At 71.7% G+C, this 20,283-nt stretch carries 20 protein-coding genes and 1 pseudogene; 13 read left to right on the top strand and 8 right to left on the bottom strand.

All coding sequences use genetic code 11. The features are described from left to right. The gene (locus tag AC07DI_RS21410) at positions 1 to 822 is read right to left on the bottom strand and encodes a class I SAM-dependent methyltransferase (RefSeq protein WP_478905667.1); all 822 of its coding nucleotides are present in this window, start codon (positions 820 to 822) and stop codon (positions 1 to 3) included. Positions 823 to 1,176: 354 nt separating this feature from the next. On the opposite strand from AC07DI_RS21410, the gene rpsA reads away from it, so the two are divergent. Then, the gene (rpsA, locus tag AC07DI_RS21405; RefSeq protein WP_384258565.1) at positions 1,177 to 2,688 is read left to right on the top strand and encodes a 30S ribosomal protein S1; all 1,512 of its coding nucleotides are present in this window, start codon (positions 1,177 to 1,179) and stop codon (positions 2,686 to 2,688) included. 154 nt (positions 2,689 to 2,842) lie between these two features. Here the strand turns inward: rpsA and AC07DI_RS21400 are convergent, their stop codons facing one another. Then, positions 2,843 to 3,823 (bottom strand): right-handed parallel beta-helix repeat-containing protein, encoded by a 981-nt coding sequence (locus AC07DI_RS21400; RefSeq protein ID WP_478905666.1) that lies wholly within the window; start codon positions 3,821 to 3,823, stop codon positions 2,843 to 2,845. A gap of 269 nt (positions 3,824 to 4,092) precedes the next feature. Between AC07DI_RS21400 and AC07DI_RS21395 the strand changes: the two genes are divergently transcribed. The 3 genes from AC07DI_RS21395 to AC07DI_RS21385 all read left to right on the top strand — a co-directional run bounded on the left by AC07DI_RS21395 (position 4,093) and on the right by AC07DI_RS21385 (position 6,146). Next, on the top strand, positions 4,093 to 5,031 hold the full coding sequence (locus tag AC07DI_RS21395; RefSeq protein ID WP_384258570.1) for a PAC2 family protein: 939 nt from the start codon (positions 4,093 to 4,095) through the stop codon (positions 5,029 to 5,031). A 35-nt stretch (positions 5,032 to 5,066) separates the two neighbouring features. Beyond that, positions 5,067 to 5,666: a dephospho-CoA kinase gene (gene coaE / locus AC07DI_RS21390; RefSeq protein WP_478905665.1), complete on the top strand. Its 600-nt coding sequence runs from the start codon at positions 5,067 to 5,069 to the stop codon at positions 5,664 to 5,666. Positions 5,667 to 5,768: 102 nt separating this feature from the next. Next, positions 5,769 to 6,146, top strand: coding sequence for a tetratricopeptide repeat protein (locus AC07DI_RS21385; protein ID WP_384258576.1), 378 nt, complete (start codon positions 5,769 to 5,771; stop codon positions 6,144 to 6,146). A 48-nt stretch (positions 6,147 to 6,194) separates the two neighbouring features. Here AC07DI_RS21385 and AC07DI_RS21380 read toward each other — a convergent pair whose 3' ends face one another. After that, the gene (locus AC07DI_RS21380; protein WP_478905774.1) at positions 6,195 to 6,455 is read right to left on the bottom strand and encodes a DUF6343 family protein; all 261 of its coding nucleotides are present in this window, start codon (positions 6,453 to 6,455) and stop codon (positions 6,195 to 6,197) included. Between the two features lie 102 nt (positions 6,456 to 6,557). Between AC07DI_RS21380 and AC07DI_RS21375 the strand changes: the two are divergent. The 4 genes and pseudogenes from AC07DI_RS21375 to AC07DI_RS21360 all read left to right on the top strand — a co-directional run. After that, a pseudogene (locus AC07DI_RS21375) lies at positions 6,558 to 6,812 on the top strand (acyltransferase domain-containing protein); the annotation flags it as partial. A 19-nt stretch (positions 6,813 to 6,831) separates the two neighbouring features. Beyond that, positions 6,832 to 7,560, top strand: coding sequence for an acyltransferase domain-containing protein (locus tag AC07DI_RS21370; protein ID WP_478905773.1), 729 nt, complete (start codon positions 6,832 to 6,834; stop codon positions 7,558 to 7,560). A 42-nt stretch (positions 7,561 to 7,602) separates the two neighbouring features. Beyond that, entirely contained in the window at positions 7,603 to 8,307 is a 705-nt protein-coding gene (locus AC07DI_RS21365) for a class I SAM-dependent methyltransferase (RefSeq protein ID WP_478905664.1), read from the top strand. 165 nt (positions 8,308 to 8,472) lie between these two features. Next, positions 8,473 to 8,937 (top strand): DoxX family protein, encoded by a 465-nt coding sequence (locus tag AC07DI_RS21360; protein ID WP_478905663.1) that lies wholly within the window; start codon positions 8,473 to 8,475, stop codon positions 8,935 to 8,937. Positions 8,938 to 9,113: 176 nt separating this feature from the next. Here the strand turns inward: AC07DI_RS21360 and AC07DI_RS21355 are convergent, their stop codons facing one another. Next, positions 9,114 to 9,659 (bottom strand): RNA-binding S4 domain-containing protein, encoded by a 546-nt coding sequence (locus AC07DI_RS21355; protein WP_478905662.1) that lies wholly within the window; start codon positions 9,657 to 9,659, stop codon positions 9,114 to 9,116. A gap of 179 nt (positions 9,660 to 9,838) precedes the next feature. On the opposite strand from AC07DI_RS21355, the gene AC07DI_RS21350 reads away from it, so the two are divergent. The 5 genes from AC07DI_RS21350 to AC07DI_RS21330 all read left to right on the top strand — a co-directional run bounded on the left by AC07DI_RS21350 (position 9,839) and on the right by AC07DI_RS21330 (position 16,279). Then, positions 9,839 to 11,242, top strand: a complete 1,404-nt coding sequence (locus AC07DI_RS21350; RefSeq protein ID WP_478905661.1) for a M20/M25/M40 family metallo-hydrolase — start codon at positions 9,839 to 9,841, stop codon at positions 11,240 to 11,242. Further along, on the top strand, positions 11,239 to 12,777 hold the full coding sequence (locus AC07DI_RS21345; protein WP_478905660.1) for a YfcC family protein: 1,539 nt from the start codon (positions 11,239 to 11,241) through the stop codon (positions 12,775 to 12,777). The genes AC07DI_RS21350 and AC07DI_RS21345 overlap by 4 nt, the downstream gene beginning before the upstream one ends. Positions 12,778 to 12,835: 58 nt before the next feature. Then, complete coding sequence (locus AC07DI_RS21340; protein ID WP_478905659.1) at positions 12,836 to 13,558, top strand: uracil-DNA glycosylase; 723 nt, start codon at positions 12,836 to 12,838, stop codon at positions 13,556 to 13,558. Positions 13,559 to 13,591: 33 nt separating this feature from the next. Beyond that, a complete protein-coding gene (locus AC07DI_RS21335; protein WP_478905658.1) occupies positions 13,592 to 14,791 on the top strand; it encodes an MFS transporter in 1,200 nt (399 codons plus the stop codon). Positions 14,792 to 15,031: 240 nt separating this feature from the next. Further along, positions 15,032 to 16,279: a glycoside hydrolase family 6 protein gene (locus AC07DI_RS21330; protein WP_478905657.1), complete on the top strand. Its 1,248-nt coding sequence runs from the start codon at positions 15,032 to 15,034 to the stop codon at positions 16,277 to 16,279. A 6-nt stretch (positions 16,280 to 16,285) separates the two neighbouring features. Here the strand turns inward: AC07DI_RS21330 and AC07DI_RS21325 are convergent, their stop codons facing one another. Genes AC07DI_RS21325 through AC07DI_RS21310 form a run of 4 tightly spaced genes read right to left on the bottom strand, consistent with a single transcriptional unit; the run spans position 16,286 to position 20,079 of the window. After that, positions 16,286 to 16,696, bottom strand: a complete 411-nt coding sequence (locus tag AC07DI_RS21325) for a RidA family protein (protein ID WP_478905656.1) — start codon at positions 16,694 to 16,696, stop codon at positions 16,286 to 16,288. A gap of 54 nt (positions 16,697 to 16,750) precedes the next feature. Beyond that, positions 16,751 to 17,818: a TolB-like translocation protein gene (locus AC07DI_RS21320; RefSeq protein ID WP_478905655.1), complete on the bottom strand. Its 1,068-nt coding sequence runs from the start codon at positions 17,816 to 17,818 to the stop codon at positions 16,751 to 16,753. Beyond that, complete coding sequence (locus tag AC07DI_RS21315) at positions 17,815 to 19,086, bottom strand: MFS transporter (RefSeq protein ID WP_478905654.1); 1,272 nt, start codon at positions 19,084 to 19,086, stop codon at positions 17,815 to 17,817. The genes AC07DI_RS21320 and AC07DI_RS21315 overlap by 4 nt, the downstream gene beginning before the upstream one ends. An 18-nt stretch (positions 19,087 to 19,104) precedes the next feature. Further along, entirely contained in the window at positions 19,105 to 20,079 is a 975-nt protein-coding gene (locus AC07DI_RS21310; RefSeq protein WP_478905653.1) for a metallophosphoesterase family protein, read from the bottom strand. Positions 20,080 to 20,283: the final 204 nt, after the last annotated feature.

Here is a 20,283-nt window from a genome sequence, read left to right as displayed (position 1 = left end):
TCAGTCTCGTACGCACACGTAGATGGCCGTCCCCGGGATCAGGTTTCCGCGCAGCGGCGACCAGCCGCCCCACTCCTGGGTGTTCCAGGCGGGCCACTGGGGCTCCACGATGTCGACGAGCCGGAAGCCGCCGGCCACGATGTCCCGTACGCGGTCGCCGATCGTCCTGTGGTGCTCCACGTAGACGGCGTTGCCCTCCTCGTCCTGCTCCACATAGGGAGTGCGGTCGAAGTAGGAGGCCGCCACGGAGAGGCCCTCCGGTCCTGGCTCGTCGGGGAAGGCCCAGCGGATGGGGTGGGTGGCGGAGAAGACGAACCGGCCGCCGGGCCGCAGGACGCGCCGCACCTCCTTGAGGACCAGGGTGGGGTCGGCGACGAAGGGCATCACGCCGTAGGCGGAGCAGACGAGGTCGAAGGAGCCGTCCCTGAAGGGCAGCACTCCCGCGTCGGCCTGCACCAGCGGTACGTTCCCGCCGATCCGCAGCGCGTGCTGGAGCTGGCGGTGCGAGAGGTCGAGCGCGACGGGGCGCGCGCCCTGTGCGAGAAGCCAGCGCGAGCACTGCGCGGCGCCGGAACCGATCTCCAGGATGTCCTTGCCCTTGAGCTCCTCGGGCGGGCCGAGCAATTCGGCCTCCACCTCGTCGAGTCCCTCCGGGCCCCACACGAAGCGGTCGTCCCCGAGGAACGTGCCGTGCTCGACCTGGTAGTCGTCGGCGTTGCGGTCCCACCAGGTGCGGTTGGCGCGGCTGCTCTCGGTCACGTCGGCGTCACGCCTGGTGGCCTCGGGCTCGGGCGGCTCGGACTCTTGGATGATCGGCTCCATCGTCGTAATCTTCCGTACTTCTCGTCGGACCTCGTCGCGAAGGGGGCGCGGTACGGCCCGTGTGGCCTCATGCGACAGGTTTTGTGCCGGGTATGCGGCGATCCGCCCCGGGTGTGCGCCTTCGCGCATTGACCCTGTCCGGCTGCCCCCGTATGCTACAAGTTGCGCTGCGAGCCTGCGCTCCTCAGACGTAGCAGGCTGCGCTCGTGTCTGTTGCATGTCCCCTCGGTTGTCGAGGCGCCTCCCGCTTGCGGAAGTCGCGCTTCCTAGGCTGTCCGGCTTCTGCAGATCGAAATCGGCTCCCGGCGTTGCAGTACCTACGACTTCAATGTCCGTACCGGAGCCCTAACCCACATGACGAGCAGCACCGAGACCACCGCCACCACCCCGCAGGTAGCGGTCAACGACATCGGTAACGAGGAAGCCTTCCTCGCCGCGATCGACGAGACGATCAAGTATTTCAACGACGGCGACATCGTCGACGGCGTCATCGTGAAGGTCGACCGGGACGAGGTCCTGCTCGACATCGGTTACAAGACCGAAGGCGTCATCCCGAGCCGCGAGCTCTCGATCAAGCACGACGTCGACCCGAACGAGGTCGTCAAGGTCGGCGACGAGATCGAGGCCCTGGTTCTCCAGAAGGAGGACAAGGAAGGCCGTCTGATCCTGTCCAAGAAGCGCGCTCAGTACGAGCGTGCCTGGGGCACGATCGAGAAGATCAAGGAAGAAGACGGCATCGTCACCGGTACCGTCATCGAGGTCGTCAAGGGTGGTCTCATCCTCGACATCGGCCTCCGTGGCTTCCTTCCGGCCTCCCTCGTCGAGATGCGCCGCGTCCGCGACCTCCAGCCCTACGTGGGCAAGGAGCTCGAGGCCAAGATCATCGAGCTGGACAAGAACCGCAACAACGTGGTTCTGTCCCGCCGTGCCTGGCTCGAGCAGACCCAGAGCGAGGTCCGCCAGACCTTCCTCACGACCCTGCAGAAGGGCCAGGTCCGCTCCGGCGTCGTTTCCTCGATCGTCAACTTCGGTGCGTTCGTGGACCTCGGTGGCGTCGACGGTCTCGTCCACGTGTCCGAGCTCTCCTGGAAGCACATCGACCACCCCTCCGAGGTTGTCGAGGTCGGCCAGGAAGTCACCGTCGAGGTTCTCGACGTGGACATGGACCGCGAGCGTGTCTCCCTGTCGCTCAAGGCGACGCAGGAAGACCCGTGGCAGCAGTTCGCCCGTACGCACCAGATCGGGCAGGTCGTCCCCGGTAAGGTCACCAAGCTCGTTCCGTTCGGTGCGTTCGTGCGCGTCGACGAGGGCATCGAGGGCCTGGTCCACATCTCCGAGCTGGCCGAGCGCCACGTGGAGATCCCGGAGCAGGTCGTCCAGGTCAACGACGAGATCTTCGTCAAGGTCATCGACATCGACCTCGAGCGTCGCCGGATCTCGCTGTCCCTGAAGCAGGCCAACGAGTCCTTCGGCGCCGACCCGTCGGCCGTCGAGTTCGACCCGACCCTGTACGGCATGGCCGCGTCCTACGACGACCAGGGCAACTACATCTACCCCGAGGGCTTCGACCCCGAGACCAACGACTGGCTCGAGGGCTACGAGACCCAGCGCGAGGCCTGGGAGACCCAGTACGCCGAGGCGCAGACGCGCTTCGAGCAGCACCAGGCCCAGGTCATCAAGTCCCGCGAGGCCGACGCCCAGGCCGAGGCCGAGGGTGCGGCGGCTCCGGCCGGCGCCGCTCCGGCCGCGTCCGGCGGTGGCGGCGGCGGTTCGTACTCCTCGGAGTCGGACGACAACTCCGGCGCGCTGGCTTCGGACGAGGCGCTTGCCGCGCTTCGTGAGAAGCTTGCCGGTGGCCAGAGCTGAGGCTCGCCTCTAGGCGGTTGTAGCTGAACGCTGCGGGCCCGCATCCCTTCGGGGGTGCGGGCCCGTTGTGCGTCCCGGTCCGGGTGCGGGGCTGTGGGGGCCGTCGCGCAGTTCCCCGCGGCCCTGGAGGGCTCGTCCCTGCGGGACTTGCCCTCTACGGCGTGACCGGGATGTTCGTCAGGCCCCGGCCGCCGACCACCGTGTTGTTCGCGTACACCGTCGTCCTGCAGCTGCCGCTCCGATTCGTGACGTTGATGGCCAGCTGCTTGTCGCCCGTCGCGCCCGTCAGAGTCGACCTGTTGCCGCGGAAGACCGTGCCGCAGCCCCAGCCGGACTGCTGGGTGTGGGTCTCGTAGCCGTTGTTCGTGGTGTTCTTGCCGGTGTTGTTCTCGATGACGTAGTCGTTGCCCTTCACGTCGACCCACGAGTCGTCGAAGTGGGCGCCGGTCAGACCCTTGCCGTCGAAGGTGTTGCCGAAGACCTTGCCGCCGGTGGTGCCCTCCTTGAGGTCGACGGCCTCGCCGCCCACGTCCGGGCCGATGGTGTTGCCGAGGATCTGGACGTTGTCGCTCTTGTCGGAGAGCGTGTTGGCGGTGCCTACGTAGACGCCCTCTCCCATGCCGCGGCCGTCGTTCCCGGTGTCGTGGATACGTGAGTTCTTGAGCACGCCGTCCCTGCTCGACTTGCGGAAGTGGACGCCCTCCATGTCGAGGCCGTGGACCGTGACGCCGTCCACGACGACACCCCTCGCGGAGTCGATCATGATGCCCTTCTGGCCGCCGGTGACGGTGAGGCCCTTCACCGTCCAGTACGCGGCGCCGTCCAGATGCAATCCGTAACCGCCACCGGCCTTGAGCACCGCATCGGACGAACCGGTCAGCGTGATGCGGGAGTTGGCGCCCGCCGCCACGGAGGTCTTGAAGTTCCCGGAGTAGGTGCCGTCGGCGAGGTGGATCGTGTCGCCGGGTGAGGCGTCGGTGAGCGCCGCCTTCAGTTCGGCGGCCGTGGAGACCTCGACGGTCCGGGCGGACGCCGGTGCGGGTGCGGCTGCCGCGGTGGCGGCCAGGGCTCCGGAGGCGGCCGTCGCGGCGAGCAGGGCGGTGACCGTGGTGGGCAGGGTTCGTCGGGCGCGCATGGGGGTGGCCTTCCCGTCAGGGGGCGGTGGAGTCGGGCAGGGGGCGTCCGCATGGGGGAGAGTTCTCCAGACGTTCTGATACGTGAACGCCGTGTGCGGACTTGAACGTAGGTGAACGTAGAGGCGGTCCATGTTGGCGTCAAGGTATGGACCGGGTAAGGGAGTTCACGCATACGGACACCGCGGGGCGCCGAGGAAGCGGGCGTGGCCGGGAATGCCCGTGCCCCGGTGCTTGTTCTTCCCTACGAACATGAGGAGGAGCGGTCACAGTGCTTGATCCGCAGGGTTTGTACGCATGGGAGCCGAAGGGCCTCGCCGTCGTCGACATGGCGCTCGCCCAGGAATCGGCCGGACTGGTCATGCTCTACCACTTCGACGGATACATCGACGCGGGCGAAACCGGCGACCAGATCGTCGAGCGGCTCACGGACAGCCTTCCCGGACAGGTGGTGGCGAGGTTCGACCACGACCGGCTCGTCGACTACCGCGCCCGGCGCCCGCTGCTCACCTTCCGGCGCGACCGCTGGAGCGACTACGAGGTGCCGACGCTCGACGTCCGCCTCGTCCAGGACGCCACCGGCGCGCCCTTCCTGCTGCTCTCCGGGCCCGAGCCCGACATCGAGTGGGAGCGCTTCGCCGCGGCCGTCCAGCAGATCGTGGAGCGCCTGGGCGTGCGCCTGTCGGTGAACTTCCACGGCATCCCCATGGGCGTCCCGCACACCCGCCCCGTGGGGCTCACCCCGCACGGCAACCGCACCGACCTGATCCCCGGCCACCGCAGCCCCTTCGACGAGGCGCAGGTGCCGGGCAGCGCGGCCTCCCTGGTCGAGTACCGCCTCCTGGAGGCCGGCCACGACGTCCTGGGCGTCGCCGCGCATGTCCCGCACTACATCGCGCGCTCCGCCTACCCCGACGCTGCCCTCACGGTCCTCGAGGCGATCACCGGCGCGACCGGTCTGGTGCTGCCGACGGTCGCGCACGGCCTGCGCACCGAGGCGCACCGCACCCAGACCGAGATCGACCGGCAGATCCAGGAGGGCGACGAGGAACTCGTCGCGCTCATCCAGGGCCTCGAGCACCAGTACGACGCGGCCGCGGGCGCCCAGGACCGGGGCAACATGCTCGCCGAGCCGCTGGACATCCCGTCCGCGGACGAGATCGGCCGTGAATTCGAACGCTTCCTCGCTGAGCGGGAGGGCGACGCGTAGCGCCCGGTCCGAAGGCAGGCTCTAAGCTGCCGGTCATGCTGAAGGTGGGCCTGACCGGCGGAATCGGCGCCGGCAAGAGTGAAGTCTCGCGGCGGTTCGCCGCGTCCGGTGCCGTCCTGATCGACGCGGACAAGATCGCGCGTGAGGTGGTGGAGCCGGGAACTCCCGGTCTGGCGGCCGTCGTCGCGGCCTTCGGGCCGGAGATCCTGGCCCCGGACGGCTCGCTGGACCGGCCGAAGCTGGGCGCGGTCGTCTTCGCCGACCCCGAGAAGCTGGCCGCACTGAACGCGATCGTGCACCCCCTCGTGGGGGCCCGCTCCGCCGAGCTCGAACAAGCCGCTGCCAAGGACGCGGTCGTCGTCCACGACGTGCCCCTGCTCGCCGAGAACGGCCTCGCGCCGCTGTACGACGTCGTGGTCGTCGTCGACGCGGACCCCGCCACGCAGCTGGACCGCCTGGTGCGGCTGCGCGGCATGAGCGAGGACGACGCCCGCGCGCGCATGGCCGCGCAGGCCACCCGTGAGGAGCGGCTGGAGGTCGCGGACATCGTGATCGACAACGACGGTCCGCTGGAAGGGCTTGCGGAGCGGGTCGCCGAGGTCTGGGCGGAGCTCGCGCGCCGGGCACGCGCCTGACGGGACGCGGGAGGGCGCCGGGGGTGCAGCGGCGACCGGAGCCCGGAATAGGCGGGGGCGCGGCGGGTGTTGGGACCGGTGAGCCAGGAAAGGGAGCACGACGTGTCCGAGAACAGCCCGGAGACTCATGTCATCGACTTCCGTGCGGCGGAGCAGCTTCTCGCCGCCCGGGATCCGCGCGGCGCGGTGAAGCTGCTCGACACCGTCATCGCCGCCCACCCCGAGAACACCGCGGCGCGTCTGCTGCGGGCGCGCGCCTTCTTCGCGGCGGCCCAACTGCGCGCCGCCGAGTTGGAGTTCAGCATCGTCCTGGAGCGCGAGCCGGACAACGCCTTCGCGCACTTCGCGCTCGCCCGCACCTACGAGCGCGGGGCCCGCAGCGAGCAGGCGCGGCGCCACTTCCGCCTCGCGGCCGCCCTGGACCCGCAGCCGGAGTACTTGGCCGCGGCCCGCTTCGACAGCGGCGCCGGCCCGGCCTGAGCCGGAACGAGAGGCCCCTTCGGGGGCCTCTTAAGCGGCTGCTCGGCTCTAGCGGCCGCTCGGCGGGTCGTACGGGGGGACGTCCTTGCCCGGCTGGTAGTGCGGGCCCTGACGCATGCGGTGCACGATCCACGCGAGGTCGCCCGCGACCACCAGCATCAGCACCCCGCACGCCGCCGCCCACCCCGTCCGCCCCGTGAGCGCGAAGGCGACGGTACCGAAGGTGGCCCAGGCCAGACCCCATACGCTGAACCAGAGGCGCATGCGCAGGGGACTGCGCGCGGTCATGGGTTCACTGCCTGTACGCATCATGAGAGGTCATCTCCTCCTCTCAGGATAAGCAGGGCGGGCGGAACGCAGAGGGCAAAGACGGGGAGCGGAGACGGGGAGGGGCGGAACGTGGGCGGGAACATGCTGGACGCGCTCAGGGCCGACGGAAGGCTCGCCGCGTGGCTCGAGGCACTGGAGAGCGCGCCGGAGCCGCGCGCCCGGGCGGTGCTGCCGGAGGCCGACGAGCTCCCGGAGGTGCTGCTCGACCTCGCGGTGCCGCACGAGGACATCAACGCCCTGGTGGCGCTCCGCGACCGGCTGTGGGCCGACCCGGAGGCACGGTGGCTCCTTGAGCGCTGCGTGGACGCCGTCGTGCGCGACATTGGGGACGGTCGGCCGCGGCGGCCGTGCCCCCGTGCTGCCCGAGGCGTGGGGCGAGCTCGGGCGCTGCTTCTTCGTGTACGTGTACGTGGCGGCGCTGCCGCACGTGCGCGCGTACCACCGCGACCGCGGCATCCCCGCCGACGTCTCCCGCCACACCCTCGCCGACCTCGGACGTCACCTCGCGGTGCACCGCAGGGCGCACGGTGGCCGCGGTCTCCTCGTACCGGAATGGCTCGGTCTGCACTTCCGGGGCGAGCTCTACCAGGTGGGGCGGCTGCAGTTCCAGCGGGCCGTGCTCGGCCGGCGCATGGGCGGCGCGACGGCCGCGGCCGGGCACGGCGCGGGCCCCGGGGACCCCTGCCTGAACCTGCACATCACCGATTTCCGGGGCCCGTTGACGCCGCGGGCCTGCGACCGGTCGATCTCCCTGGCGCGCGAGTTCTTCGCGCGGCACTTCCCCGACGAACGATATGAGACAGCGGTCTGCCACTCCTGGCTGCTCGACCCGCAGCTGAGAAGCTACCTGCCCGCGGACTCGAACATCGTCCGCTACCAGGAGCGATTCCGCCCTGTGTACGACTATGACCAGGAGCCGGAGGACGGCGACCCCGTCGCCTTCGTCTTCGGCGACCGGGACCTCCCCGTGGACAAACTGCCCAGGCGGACGCGGGTGGAGCGGGCTGTCGGGGACCATCTGCGGGCGGGCGGCCACTGGTACATGGGACATGGCTGGTTCCCGCTGCGGGCCGCCGACGGGTGAGCGGGCGGGGAACGGCGCCGCGAGGTGCTTCGTTGGGCGGGCATGAGCCTGGAGATGCGTGAGGGATACGAAGGGTCGGGGCCCGGCGCGATCACGCCGGACGGTTGCGCCGTCGAGCTGTACGCGCGCCTGTCCGTCGGGGACGAGCCGGACGTCATCGAGGGCGCCGTGCCGCCCGGGTCGCACATCCTGGAACTCGGCAGCGGCGCGGGCCGGGTGACGCGGCCGCTCCTGGAGCGCGGCTTCCGGGTGACCGCCGTGGACGAGTCGGCGGAGATGCTGGAGAGGGTCGCCGCGCTCGACGGCGGGGTGCGGACGGTACGGAGCCCGATCGAGAAGCTGGACCTGGACGAGAAGTTCTCCGTGGTGATGCTCGCGTCGTTCCTCGTGCACAGCGGCGAGACATCGGTACGCCGCGGCATGCTGCGGGCCTGCCGGAACCACGTCACGGACGGCGGCTGCGTGCTGATCCAACGGGAGGGCGAGGACTACCACACCAATGTGCCGAGAGAGCGCGTCGACCCGGCCGGCTACACGATCCGGATCCTGTCGGCCGAGCCGGTCGGCGACGGGGTGAACGAGGTGCGCGCGGAGTACGTGTTCCCGGACGCCGTATGGACCCAGACGTTCCGGGCCCGGCCGCTCACCCGGAGCCAGTTCGAGGACGCCCTCGCGGAGGCGGACCTCAAGGTCGACAAGTACCTGACGGACGACGAGACCTGGGTGCGGGCGGTGCCGGTGGTCTGAGCCGCGGGCGCGACGGTTCCGGTGGGCGGACGTGGGGAGTGCGGTTCGCGGCGGCGTCGGAAATGAGGCTCGCGGCCGATGAGTTTCGCGTGGACGTCAGGTCTCTATGGGTGACAGTACGACGGCCCGCGGGATCGACGGGCCCCACCCACCGAGGAGACCGCGATGTCCGCCACCACCCCTTCCGTCGCTCCCGCAGCAGCCGCAGCCGAGGCGGTCGCCCCCTCGGCGGTCGCACCCGTCCGGGCCCGGAGCCGGGGCGCCCGGATCGCCCTGCGGAGCCTGCAAGTGCTGCTCGCCGTGTTCTTCGTCGCCGCGAGCGGGGCGCCCAAGCTGATGGCGCACCCGACCGCAGTCGAGGCCTTCGACAAGCTCGGGTGGGGTGCGCCGGGGATGTACACCATCGGCGTGCTGGAAGTGCTCGGCGGAATCGCGCTCCTGATCCCGCTGCTCTCCTCCCTCGCCGCCACGGCGTTCATCGGGCTGATGACCGGCGCGTTCATCGTGACGGTCACCGCGCTCGGCGGTGAGAACGCGGCGACGCCCCTGATCCTCGTCGTGCCGTTCGCGTGGATCGCGTGGGCGCGGCGCGAGGAGACGACGAAGCTGGTCGCCCGCCTGCGGGGGTGAGTGGAGGGAGGCGGTCCGGGCCACCTCCGACCTCTGATCTCCGATCTCCGCCGAAAAGTCTCAGCAACGCGCCCCTGGTGACGGGGCGCGTCGCTGAGACTTTTCTGTGTTCTGCCCGAGCCGCCCGAGCCGCCCGAGCCGCCCTCGCCGGCTGAGCTGACCGAACCTGCCTGCGGCTAGCCCTCCGCTCCTCGCAGGCGTTCCATCTCGCGGCGGTCCCGTTTCGTCGGGCGGCCGGTGCCCCGGTCGCGGATGCCCGCGGGCGCGACGGCCTCGCGGGGCGGCGGAGGCGGCGAGTTGTCGACGTAGCACTCCACCGCGACGGGCGCGCCGACGCGCTTGCGGATGAGGCGCTTCACGACGGCGACCCGCTCCCGGCCGCCCGCCTGCCGCACCCGCACCTCGTCGCCCACCCGCACGCCGTACGCGGGCTTGACGCGCTCGCCGTTGACCCGGACGTGGCCGCCCTTGCACGCCGCGGACCCCGCCGAGCGGGTCTTGACGAGGCGGACCGACCAGATCCAGCTGTCGACCCGCACCGAGCCCTCGCCTGCGGGTCCGGGCCCGGGGCCCGCCGAGCCGCCGCCCGTCGCGCGCTTGTCCGACGCCGAGCCGTCGGACGTACTGCCCGAAGCGCCACCCGGCGTATCGTCCGGCGCGCCGCCCGGCGTACTGTCCGCCACGCGACCCGTTCCGCCGCCCTCCGATGTCTCCGAAGCCATACGTCGACCTTAGTCCCGGCTTCGGCGCGGCATGCCCGTCGCACGGCGAGCCGTCCGGAAACCGCTGACCTTGGGCGTCGATAATTCGGACCGATCACAACAAAACGGTCCGGACGTGAGGACATGACACGCGACTCGCGCACCTCACGTGACTCGCGCGACGCCCAGGAGTGCTGCCCATGACGTCTTTCGAAGCCACCGTCGACGCTCTGATGGGCGGGCTCCGCGCCGACCTGGAACGGCTCGCCGCGATCCCCTCGATCTCCTTTCCCGGGTTCCCCGCGGGGCCGGTGGAGGAGGCCCACGACCTGGTGGCCGGGCTGTTGCGCGACGCCGGGGTGGAGCGCGTCGAGCGGCTCGACCTGCCGGACACCGCCCCGGTGATCTACGGCGAGATCCCGCCGCCGTCGCCGGACGCACCGACCGTCCTGCTCTACGGCCACTACGACGTGCAGCCGCCCGGCGACGAGGCCCTCTGGAAGTCCCCGCCCTTCGAGCCGACACCCGTCGAAGAGGCGGGCGGCGGCCTGCGCGCCCGGGGCATCGCCGACGACAAGTCCAACGTCATCGCGCACCTGGGCATGCTGCGGGCGTACGAGGGCAGGCCGCCGGTCGGGGTCAAGATCGTCATTGAGTGGCAGGAGGAGTACGGCAGCGCCTTCGACGGCTATCCGCCCACCGACCCGGAGCGGTTCGCCTGTGACGCCATGGTCATCGCCGACCTCGGCAACATCCGCCCCGGCACCCCCACCCTCACCACCGGTCTGCGCGGCGCCGCCGAGGTGACGGCCGAGGTCCGCACCCTCGACGAGCCGCGCCACAGCGGGGAGTTCGGCGGGGCTGCGCCCGACGCGCTGCTCGTCCTGCTCAAGGCGCTCGGCACCCTGCACGACGTCCACGGGGATGTCGCCGTCGAGGGGCTCAGGCGCGAGGAGTGGGACGGCACCTCGTACACGGAGGAGGAGTTCCGTTCGCTCGCCGGTGTGCGGGACGGGGCGCCGCTGATGGGCAGCGGCAGCCTGGGCGAGCGGCTGTGGAGCGGGCCCGCGATCACCGTCATCGGCCTCGACGCGCCGGGCGTGGAGCAGGCCGCGTCCGCCGTGGTGCCGTACGCCAGAGCCAAGCTGAACCTCCGCTTCCACCCGCGGCAGGACCCGCGCGAGGCACAGGGCAGGCTCGTCGAGCACCTGCGTTCGCTCCGGCCCTTCGGGATCGCGCTCACGGTCACGCCCGGTGACACGGGGCCCGGATATCAGGCGGCCACCGGCGGGCCCGCCTACCGCGCCGCGCTCGACGCGCTGCGGGAGGCATGGGGGAAGGGCGCCTCGTACGTAGCGACGGGCGGGTCGATTCCGCTGGTCAACGGTCTTGCGAAGGCGGTGCCCGGCGCCGAGGTGCTGCTCTTCGGGGCGCAGGACAGCATGTGCAATCTGCATGCCCCGAACGAGCGCGTCCTCTTCTCGGAGCTGCGCAACACGGTCGTCGCCCTGTGCGCCTTCGTACGGGAGTACGCCGACGGCTTCGAGCGGCCGGACGCGGGCCGCTCGAACCGCTCGAAGCCCTCGGCGGGCGGTGCCGCGTGAGCTCGACCGAGACGCCCGTGGGCGGCGACCCGTCCGAAGCGCCCCCGCAGAAGCGGAAGTTCACCTTCCCCAGCGCCCTGACCGTCCTCGCCGTCGTCACCGTCGCCGTCTGGCTGCTCGCCTTCCTGATCCCCTCGGGACAGTACGACCGGAGCGGCTCCGGCGCCCCCGTCCAGGGCACCTACCACCGCGTCGACTCCGGGCAGTCCTTCACCGGCCGCCTGAACGACCTCTTCCTGTCGCCCGTCAACGGCCTCTACGGCATCCAGGACGAGAAGACCTCGCTGGTCGCGCCGGACAACGCGGGGTCGCTCTACGGCAGCGCGGGCGTCTTCCTGTTCGTGCTGGCCATCGGCGCGTTCATCACCGTCGTCTTCGCGACGGGCGCGCTCGACCGCGGCATCGAGCGGCTCGCGCACCGGCTGCGGGAGCGCGGCGCGCTGCTCATCGCCGGGATCATGGTCGTCTTCTCCGTGCTCGGCACGGTCGAGGGCTTCGCCGAGGAGACGCTCGGCTTCTACGGCCTGATCGTGCCGCTGATGCTCGCCCTCGGCTACGACCGCATGACCGCCGTCGGCGCCATCATCCTCGGCGCGGGCGTCGGGGTGCTGTGCTCGACGGTGAACCCGTTCGCGACCGGCGTCGCCTCGTCCGCGGCGGACATCTCGCTCGGCGACGGCATCGTGCTCCGCTTCGCCATGTGGGCCGTCCTGACCGGCGTCACGGTCGCCTACGTCATCCGCTACGCGAGGCGCGTCCGGAGCGACCCGGAGCGCTCCCTCTCCGGGTTCCTGCCGGGCGACCGGGACCGCGAGCAGGCCGCCGAGGCCGACGAGGCGCCGGAGCTGACCCGGCTGCACAAGGCGGTGCTCGTCACCACGGCGCTGGTCTTCGCCTTCATGATCTTCTCGGTGGTGCCCTGGTCCAGCGCGCTCACCGGCAAGGCGGACGCGCAGCCGTACGGCTTCGAACTCGGCTGGTCCTTCCCGCAGCTGGCCGCCCTCTTCCTCTGCGCGGCCGTGCTCGTCGGTCTGGTCGCGCGGATGGGCGAGCAGCGGCTCAGCTCGACGATCATCCAGGGCGCCGCGGACTTCGTCTCGCCCGCGCTGGTCATCCTGCTCGCCCGCGGCGTCACGACGATCATGAACAACTCGAAGATCACGGACACCGTCCTGCACTCCATCGAGGGGGTGGTGAAAGGGACGTCGTCGGGTGTCTTCGCGGTCATCGTCTTCCTCGTGAACCTGCCGCTCGCCTTCCTCATCCCCTCCACCTCCGGCCACGCCACGCTCGCCATGCCGATCCTCGCCCCGCTCGCCGACTTCGCCGGAGTCCCGCGGGCGGTCGTCGTCACGGCCTGGCAGGCGGCGAGCGGCTGGATGAACCTGTGGGTGCCGACCACGGCCGTCACCATCGGCGGCGTGGCGCTCGCGAAGGTCGGCTACGACAAGTACCTGCGGTTCGTGTGGCCGCTCCTCGCCGTCCTGGCGGCGCTCATCTGCGCCTTCGTGGCGCTGGGCGCCGCGCTGACCTGACACGGGCTCTGCGGGGGCCCGGACGCTGCGGGTACGCGGGCGTACGTACGGTGGAGGCATGGACGGCCTGAGCGAACTGGACGAGCGGATCACCGAATGCCGTGCCTGCCCCCGCCTCGTGGAGTGGCGCGAGGAGGTCGCACGCTCCAAACGCGCGGCCTTCGCCGACTGGGAGTACTGGGGGCGGCCCGTGCCCGGCTTCGGGCCGCCCGACGCCGCCCTCCTGATCATCGGCCTCGCGCCCGCCGCGCACGGCGCCAACCGCACGGGGCGGATGTTCACCGGTGACCGCTCCGGCGAATTCCTCTACCCGGCGCTGTACGACGTGGGGCTCGCCTCCCGGCCCACCGCCGAGAGCGCCGACGACGGCCTCACCCTGTACGGCACCCGCATCACCTCGCCCGTGCACTGCGCGCCGCCCGACAACAAGCCCACCACGGGGGAGCGCGACACCTGCCGGTCCTGGCTGGTGAGCGAGTTGAACCTGCTCGCCCCGACGCTCAGGGCGGTCGTGGTGCTCGGCGGTTTCGGCTGGCAGGCCGCGATGCCGGCGTTCGCGGCGGCGGGCTGGCAGCTGCCGAAGCCGCGTCCGGCGTTCGGGCACGGGGCGCGGACGACGCTCGCGGGCGGCGAGGGCCGGGAGCCGCTGGACGTCTTCGGCTGCTTCCACGTCAGCCAGCGCAACACGTTCACCGGGCGGCTGACGCCCGCGATGCTGCGCGAGGTGCTGGGCGCCGCCGCCTTCGAGGCGGGACTGCACCCGAACAGCCCAGCACAGTGAGCCGCGCCGGGCGGTGATTCCTACGTTGAGGACGTGGACGAGACCCGCGCAGCCAAGCCGCCAGAGCCCTCCTCCGCGGCCTACCGCAACCTGGCCGTGGCGACGGTCGGATTCACGCTCACCTTCTGGGCCTGGGACCTGGTGGCGCCGCTCGGCAGCGACTTCAAGGACCGCCTGGGGCTCAGCTCCTTCGAGCAGTCGCTGCTGGTCGCCGTCCCCGTGATCGTGGGCTCGCTGGGCCGCGTCCCGGTCGGCGCGCTCACCGACCGCTACGGCGCGCGGCTGATGTTCCCGCTGGTCTCGGCGCTCACGATCGTCCCGGTGCTGCTGATCATCCCGGCCAGGAACAGCTACCTGGCGATGCTCGGGGTCGGCTTCCTGCTGGGCCTCGGCGGCACCACGTTCGCCATCGGCATCCCGCTGGTCAACTCCTGGTTCCCGCCCGCCCGCAGGGGCTTCGCGCTCGGCGTCTTCGGCATGGGCATGGGCGGTGTGGCGCTCTCCGGCTACTTCACACCGCGCATCGCCGAGCACGGCGACAACCTGCCGTTCGTCGTCGTGGCCGTCGCTCTCGCCGCCTTCGCGGTGCTCGCCTTCTTCCTCATCACCGACCGCCCCGACAGGACCGTGCCCACCAGCTCCCTCGGCACCCGGCTCGCCACGGCGGGCCGGCTGCGCGTCACCTGGGAGCTGTCCGCGCTGTACGCGATCGGCTTCGGCGGAATCGTCGCCTTCGGCGTGTACCTGCCGACGTACCTCAAGACCTGGTACGACCTCTCGCCCACCGACGCCGGGACCAAGGCGGCCGGCTTCGCGCTCGTCACCGTCGTCTTCCGGCCCGTCGGCGGCTGGCTCTCCGACCGTATCCACCCGGCCACGGTCACCACGACCGCCCTCGCGGTGGTCGCGCTCTTCGCCGTCGTGCAGGCCTTCGACCCGCGGCTGAACCCGACGGGCACGATCTGCTTCCTCGCCATGGCGGCCGGCCTCGGCACCGCGAGCGGCAGCGTCTTCGCCCTCGTCTCGCAGGTCACCCCGCAGCCGCAGGTCGGCTCCGTCACGGGCATCGTGGGCGCGGTGGGCGGCCTCGGCGGCTTCGTGCCGCCCCTGGTCATGGGCGCGATCCACAGCGCGAAGGGCACGTACTCGATCGGCTTCATGCTGCTCTCCGACCTGGCGCTCGCGGGCTGCGTCTACGCGTACGGACGGATGCGGAACGCGAGGGCGGACTGACGTGCGTCGGGGGCCCGGGGCGGGCGGTGGGCACCTCCTCGGTGGGGACGCCAACCACCCTCCTCGGGCACGTACTTGACGATCTTGGTACGCGGGGGGCGCCGCCGTCCGGGTGATCTTCGGGGCGAACCGCCGTGCACGCGGCCGGGTACGGGTTTCCGCCGCGGCGCGCCGACCGAACACTCCGGGGAAGCGCCGGACACCACCGGCGCCGTCACGTCGAACGACTGGAGCCGCCCGGTGCCTCCGCAGCCATTCCGCCGTCTCCGACCGCGCCTCTCCGTCCCCTTCCCCCGCCCCGGCCGCTCCCGCTCCCGGACCGTGCTCGCCGCCACGCTCCTGCTGGGCGCGCTGAGTACGGTGGCGACGGGCGGCGGGGCGGCAGCGGACGGCGCGGAGCCGACGGGACCGCCGCCCGCACCGACGGGACCGCCCGCACCGACGGAGACGGCTGCGGCGACGGAGACGGCCACTCCCACCGGGGCAGCCGTCCCCACCGAAGCACCAGCCCCCACCGAAGCACCAGCCCCCACCGAAGCACCAGCCCCCATGCAGACGGCCCCGCCCACCGCCCCGGCCGCTCCCGCTGCCCCCGCCGTCCCCGCCGTCCCCGCCGTCCCCGACTTCTGGGTCGATCCCGACAGCGCCGCCGTCCGCCAGGTCGCCCAGTGGCAGCGGGAGGGCCGCACCGCCGACGCCCGCCTCGTCGAGCGCATCGCGGCGCGGCCACAGGCCGTCTGGCTGTACGGGAGCGGGCCGGAGGCCACCGTCGGCTCCTACGTCGAGGCGGCGGCGAAGGCGGGCCGCACCGCGGTCTTCGTCGCCTACTTCATCCCGCACCGCGACTGCGGCGCGTACTCCTCGGGCGGTGCCCGCGACGCGGCCGAATACCGGCGGTGGATCGAGGAGTTCGCCTCGGGGCTCGGCACCCGGGGCGCGTACGTGATCGTGGAACCGGACGCCGTCGCCCAGCTGGTGGCGGGCTGCCCGCGCGCGGACGCCGCCGAGCGGTACGCGCTGCTCGCCCACGCGGTCCAGCGCCTCAAGCGCCAGCCGCACACCAAGGTGTACCTCGACGCGGGCAACGCCGGCTGGATCCCCGACGAGCGGCGCCTTCTCGACCCGCTGCGCCGCGCCGGTATCGCCGAGGCCGACGGTTTCGCGCTGAACGTCTCCAACCACCATACGGACGAGGTGAGTTCCGCGTACGGGCACCGGCTCGTCAAGGAGCTCGGCGGCGACAAGCACTTCGTCATCGACAGCAGCCGCAACGGCAACGGCCCCTACGCGGGCGACCAGGCCTGGTGCAACCCGCCGGGCCGCGCCCTCGGCAGGCCGCCCACCGCCGAGACCGGCGACCCCGCGCTCGACGCCTACCTGTGGATCAAGCGCCCCGGTGAGTCCGACGGACCGTGCCGGGGCGGCCCGCGGGCCGGCCAGTGGTGGCCGGAATACGCCTTGGGCCTCGCCCGCCGGGCGCGGAGCTAGGAGGGGTCAACGGCCGGGGACGACCGCGGTGGCGGTGATCTCGACGAGCTGCCCCCGGTAGCCGAGGCAGGACGTGCCGAGCAGTGTCGAGGTGTGCGGTCCCGTGTGCAGGGCGGATGCCTGGACGACCTGCCACGCGAGGTCGAGGGTGGCGGGGTCGTCGCCGACCACGTACACGGTGCTGGCCACCACCAGGGAAAGATCGCTGCCCACCGCGCGCAGCGCCTCGTCGAGGTTGGCGACGGCCTGCTCGGTCTGGCGGCCGATGTCCCCCTCGCCGACGAGGTTCCCGGCCGGGTCGAGGGGGACGGAGCCCGCCATGAAGGCGAGCCGGGTGCCGGCTTCGACGACGGCGGCGTGGGCGTAACCGGGAGGTGGGAAGAGGGTGGGCACGACGGTGCGTTCCGGTGTGGTCATGCGGTGATCGTGCGGGGGCAAGGCCGCTCACGCATCCGAATTTCGGGCCGGCTCTCAGCGCACCGCCGCCGGTGAACTCCCGCCCCGTACCCGCAAAGCGGGCCGCCCCGAGCCGTCGGCGGGCGTCGTCCAGATGTCCTGCTTGCGGCCGTCCTCGCCGGGGAGTGCGTACGCGAGGGTGTCGTCGTCCAGCCAGGCCGCCTGGTCGTCGACGCTGCGGCGCTCGGCGAGGGGGCGTTCGCGCATCGTGCGGAGGTCGAGGACGTACAGGCGCCAGGGGTCCCGCGTCCCCTTCCGCACCCGCTTCTTGAAGGCGAGGCGGGTGTTGTCGGGGGAGAGGGAGGGGCATTCGACATTCCGGCGAAGGGCGGTCGCCGCCCACTTCCTCATGTCGCCGCGTACGAGATACGTGCTGCCCTTGGTCGAGACGGTCGCGTAGAAGCGGTTGTCGTCGTCCGCGAAGGTCACGCCCCAGTAGTTGACGTCGGGGGCGTGGTAGCGGCGGCCGTCGAGGGTGAGAGGGATCTCCTCCATGTTCTTGATCAGGTAGCCGGTGCGGGTGTCCAGGATCGAGGTGCGGGTGGAGAAGGAGGAGCCCGCGTAGGAGTCGCCGGTGGCGAACATCGTCCAGGACAGCATCCGGCCCGACGCCGAGACGCGTGCGCGGTTGGGTATCCCGGTGAGTGCGATACGGCGCTTCTCGCGGAGCCGGTCGTCCAGGACGACGGCGTACGACCTGGGCGGGATTCCGGCACGGCGCTGAAGACACAGAGCCGTGCCCGCGGCGGCGTAGAAGCGCTCGCAGGAGGGGCCGCCGGTGGTGCGGGCGGTGCCAGTGGTGCGGGTGGCCTTGCCGGGTGCGGCCGTGGTCCTGCCGGACGAGGGAAGGCGGGCGACCCGGCCCGCGCCGGCTTCCGTGCTGCGGAAGTAGAGGTGCCCCCGGTCGAGGCCGAACTCCGATGTGGCGTCCGCCGACTGGGCGCTCTGCGCCGCGTTCAGGGTGTACGCGACGGCGACGCCCGCGAGGACGGCGGTGGCCGCGGCGACGGCCACGATCCGGGAGCGGAGGGAGCGGAGGGGGCCGGGGGAGCGTTCCGGTCCCGTGTGAGGCGTGGTGGTCATGGGCGCCTTTCGGAGGGCGGAAGCAGGACGGCCGCACCGGTGAGCGCCACGGTCAGCGCGAGTGCCGCGCAGGTCAGCGCCGTGCTGATGCCCCACAGTGTCCAGGCGGCCCCGAACCCCGCGGCGCCGACGAGCCGCGCGAGAGCCTGGCCGGTCTGCAGGACGGCCATGCCGCTCGCCCGCCGTTCCTGGGCGACCACGGGGGCGACGAGAGCCATCAGGACCCCGTCGGTGGCGGCGTAGAAGATGCCGAGCAGGAGCAGGACGCCGATCAGCAGGGGCCGGCCTTCGGTGGGGGAGAGCAGCAGGAGGTAGCCGCCGAGCAGGGCCACGTGTCCGGCGAGGAACGGCACGCGTCGTCCCGTGCGGTCGGCGAGCCGCCCGGCAGGCACCGCGAGCAGCAGGTAGACGGCGGCGGAGCCCAGCGGCAGCAGCGGGAACCACGAGATCGCGAAGTCGAGCCGCCGCTGGAGGAGGAGGTAGAGGAAGGAGTCACCGATGGTGGCCGCGCCGAGCAGCGCGGCGGCGCCGAGCACGCGCCGGAAGGCACGGACCCGGAGCAGGTCGAGGGCGCCGGTCCTGGGGCGGGAAGCGCTCTTGGGCGCGGGCACCCCGGCCGGACGCGCCTGCCCCGGCACGAACGCGACCAGCATCACCACCCCGAGCAGCCCGAAGCAGAAGCTGACCACGAACACGGAGTCGTACGCGTCCGCGGTCGCCCACAGCAGCGCGAACGCGGCGAGCGGCCCGAGCAGCGCGCCCGTCGTGTCCATCGCGCGGTGCACGCCGAAGGCGCGGCCCAGCGCGTCGGGCGGGCTGCTCAGCGAGATGAGCGCGTCGCGCGGCGCGGTGCGTACGCCCTTGCCGATGCGGTCGGCGACGAGCGCGGTGCCGATCCCGGCGGTGGCGCCGCCCGCGAGCAGCAGCCCGAGCCGGGACAGCGCGGAGAGGGCGTAGCCGCCGCCCGCGACCAGCTTGTGCCGCCCGCCGCGGTCGGCGGCGTACCCGCCGGCCAGCCGCACCAGGGCCGTGACGCCGTTGTAGAGCCCGTCCAGGAAGCCGAACTGGAGCGGAGAGAGGCCTAGTTGGAGGACGAAGTAGAGGGGCAGGACGGCCGTGACCATCTCGGAGGAGATGTCCGTGACGAGACTGACGGCGCCGAGCGCGAGGACGGGGCCCGCGACGCGGCCGCGCCGGGCCCCGGACCGCTCCGGGGTCTCGGCGGCCGCGTCGCCTTGAGTGACCGCGCCCGTGGAAGCGAGGTACATCGCGGTGCTCCGGCCGGCTCAGCGGCAGGAGTAGGACGGGCTGGTGTCCTTCGTCGAGCCGTCCGTGGCGACGAGGTTCCAGGAGAATCCGGTGTCGGTGAAGTTCAGCTTGACCACGCCGAAGGTGTCCGTGAGCCGCTTCTGGCTGTTGGGCTGGACCTCCTCGATGTCGTAGGGGTTGGCGCCGCCCATGCCGCCGAGGAGTTCCACGATGCCGTTGGCGTCGGCCTTGCCGTCCGCGTTCTGCGGGGCGAACCGCTCGTAGTGGTGGTCGTGGCCGTTCAGGACCAGCTCGGCCTTGTTGGCCTGGAGCAGCTTCCAGACCGGGCGGCTCACCGGGTCGTTGCCGTGCTCGCCGGAGGAGAAGAGGGGGTGGTGCCAGTACGCGGCCACGCACTTCTTGGAGTTGGCGGCGAGGTCGTCCTTGAGCCAGTCGATCTGCTCGTCGTCGTCGAAGTTGTTGGAGTCGAGCGCGATGAAATGCCAGTTGCCCCGGTCGAAGCTGTAGTAGCTCTTGCCGTCGGGGTAGGCGACGGACCCGAAGTAGGACTTGTAGCCCTTGAACGCGCCCGCCGGGTCGTAGCTCTCGTGGTTGCCGGGGACGGGCCGCGTCTTGCTCTTGAAGGCGCCCCAGGTCTTGTCGTAGTAGTTCTGGAAGTCCTTCAGGCGCGCGTCGTCGTACTGGTTGTCGCCCATGGTCATCACGAAGGACGGGTTGATCTGCTTGACCAGCGCGGCGGTCTTGACGTGCTTGCAGCTGCTGCTGCTCGCGGTGCACTGCTCGGCGATGTCCCCCGCGGCGACCGCGGTGAAGCCCGCCTGGGCGTGGGCGGCCGGGGAGACGTCGGCCTGCCCGGCGGGGGACCAGAGCAGGGCGCCGCCGACGAGGGCGAGCGAGGCGCCCGCGGCGACGGGAACGCCCCAACGCGCCTTCCTCTTGCGGGAGTTCTCGGGACTTCCAGGGCTTGCCATGGCGCGGGGGGTGGGCGACATGTCCGTCTCCTCGGTTAGGCGTGGGGGTGCCGGTCCGTCTCGAGGGGAATCCTGGCGATGCGACATGTGCGCGTCAATAAGTTCGGATGAATTATTGTTAGGAAACTTTCCTGCCAGTGTTCATGTGGGTGTTTGGCGACGCCTGTCGGTGCCTGTCGTCGCTCGCCGGGAGCGGGAGCGGGAGCGGGAGGGGCGGCCGCGGGC

It is taken from the genome of Streptomyces sp. NPDC044106, assembly GCF_056433985.1.
Note: the sequence above shows the minus strand (reverse complement) of the source record. Positions and strands in the feature narration are given on the sequence as shown.

Bases quoted from the DNA above. Each gene is read 5' to 3' on its own strand.
- AC07DI_RS21410 (WP_478905667.1), bottom strand. From the start codon at position 822: ATGGAGCCGATCATCCAAGAGTCCGAGCCGCCCGAGCCCGAGGCCACC.
- rpsA (WP_384258565.1), top strand. From the start codon at position 1,177: ATGACGAGCAGCACCGAGACCACCGCCACCACCCCGCAGGTAGCGGTC.
- AC07DI_RS21400 (WP_478905666.1), bottom strand. From the start codon at position 3,823: ATGCGCGCCCGACGAACCCTGCCCACCACGGTCACCGCCCTGCTCGCC.
- coaE (WP_478905665.1), top strand. From the start codon at position 5,067: ATGCTGAAGGTGGGCCTGACCGGCGGAATCGGCGCCGGCAAGAGTGAA.
- AC07DI_RS21380 (WP_478905774.1), bottom strand. From the start codon at position 6,455: ATGCGTACAGGCAGTGAACCCATGACCGCGCGCAGTCCCCTGCGCATG.
- AC07DI_RS21365 (WP_478905664.1), top strand. From the start codon at position 7,603: ATGAGCCTGGAGATGCGTGAGGGATACGAAGGGTCGGGGCCCGGCGCG.
- AC07DI_RS21360 (WP_478905663.1), top strand. From the start codon at position 8,473: ATGTCCGCCACCACCCCTTCCGTCGCTCCCGCAGCAGCCGCAGCCGAG.
- AC07DI_RS21355 (WP_478905662.1), bottom strand. From the start codon at position 9,659: ATGGCTTCGGAGACATCGGAGGGCGGCGGAACGGGTCGCGTGGCGGAC.
- AC07DI_RS21350 (WP_478905661.1), top strand. From the start codon at position 9,839: ATGACGTCTTTCGAAGCCACCGTCGACGCTCTGATGGGCGGGCTCCGC.
- AC07DI_RS21340 (WP_478905659.1), top strand. From the start codon at position 12,836: ATGGACGGCCTGAGCGAACTGGACGAGCGGATCACCGAATGCCGTGCC.
- AC07DI_RS21325 (WP_478905656.1), bottom strand. From the start codon at position 16,696: ATGACCACACCGGAACGCACCGTCGTGCCCACCCTCTTCCCACCTCCC.
- AC07DI_RS21320 (WP_478905655.1), bottom strand. From the start codon at position 17,818: ATGACCACCACGCCTCACACGGGACCGGAACGCTCCCCCGGCCCCCTC.
- AC07DI_RS21315 (WP_478905654.1), bottom strand. From the start codon at position 19,086: ATGTACCTCGCTTCCACGGGCGCGGTCACTCAAGGCGACGCGGCCGCC.
- AC07DI_RS21310 (WP_478905653.1), bottom strand. From the start codon at position 20,079: ATGTCGCCCACCCCCCGCGCCATGGCAAGCCCTGGAAGTCCCGAGAAC.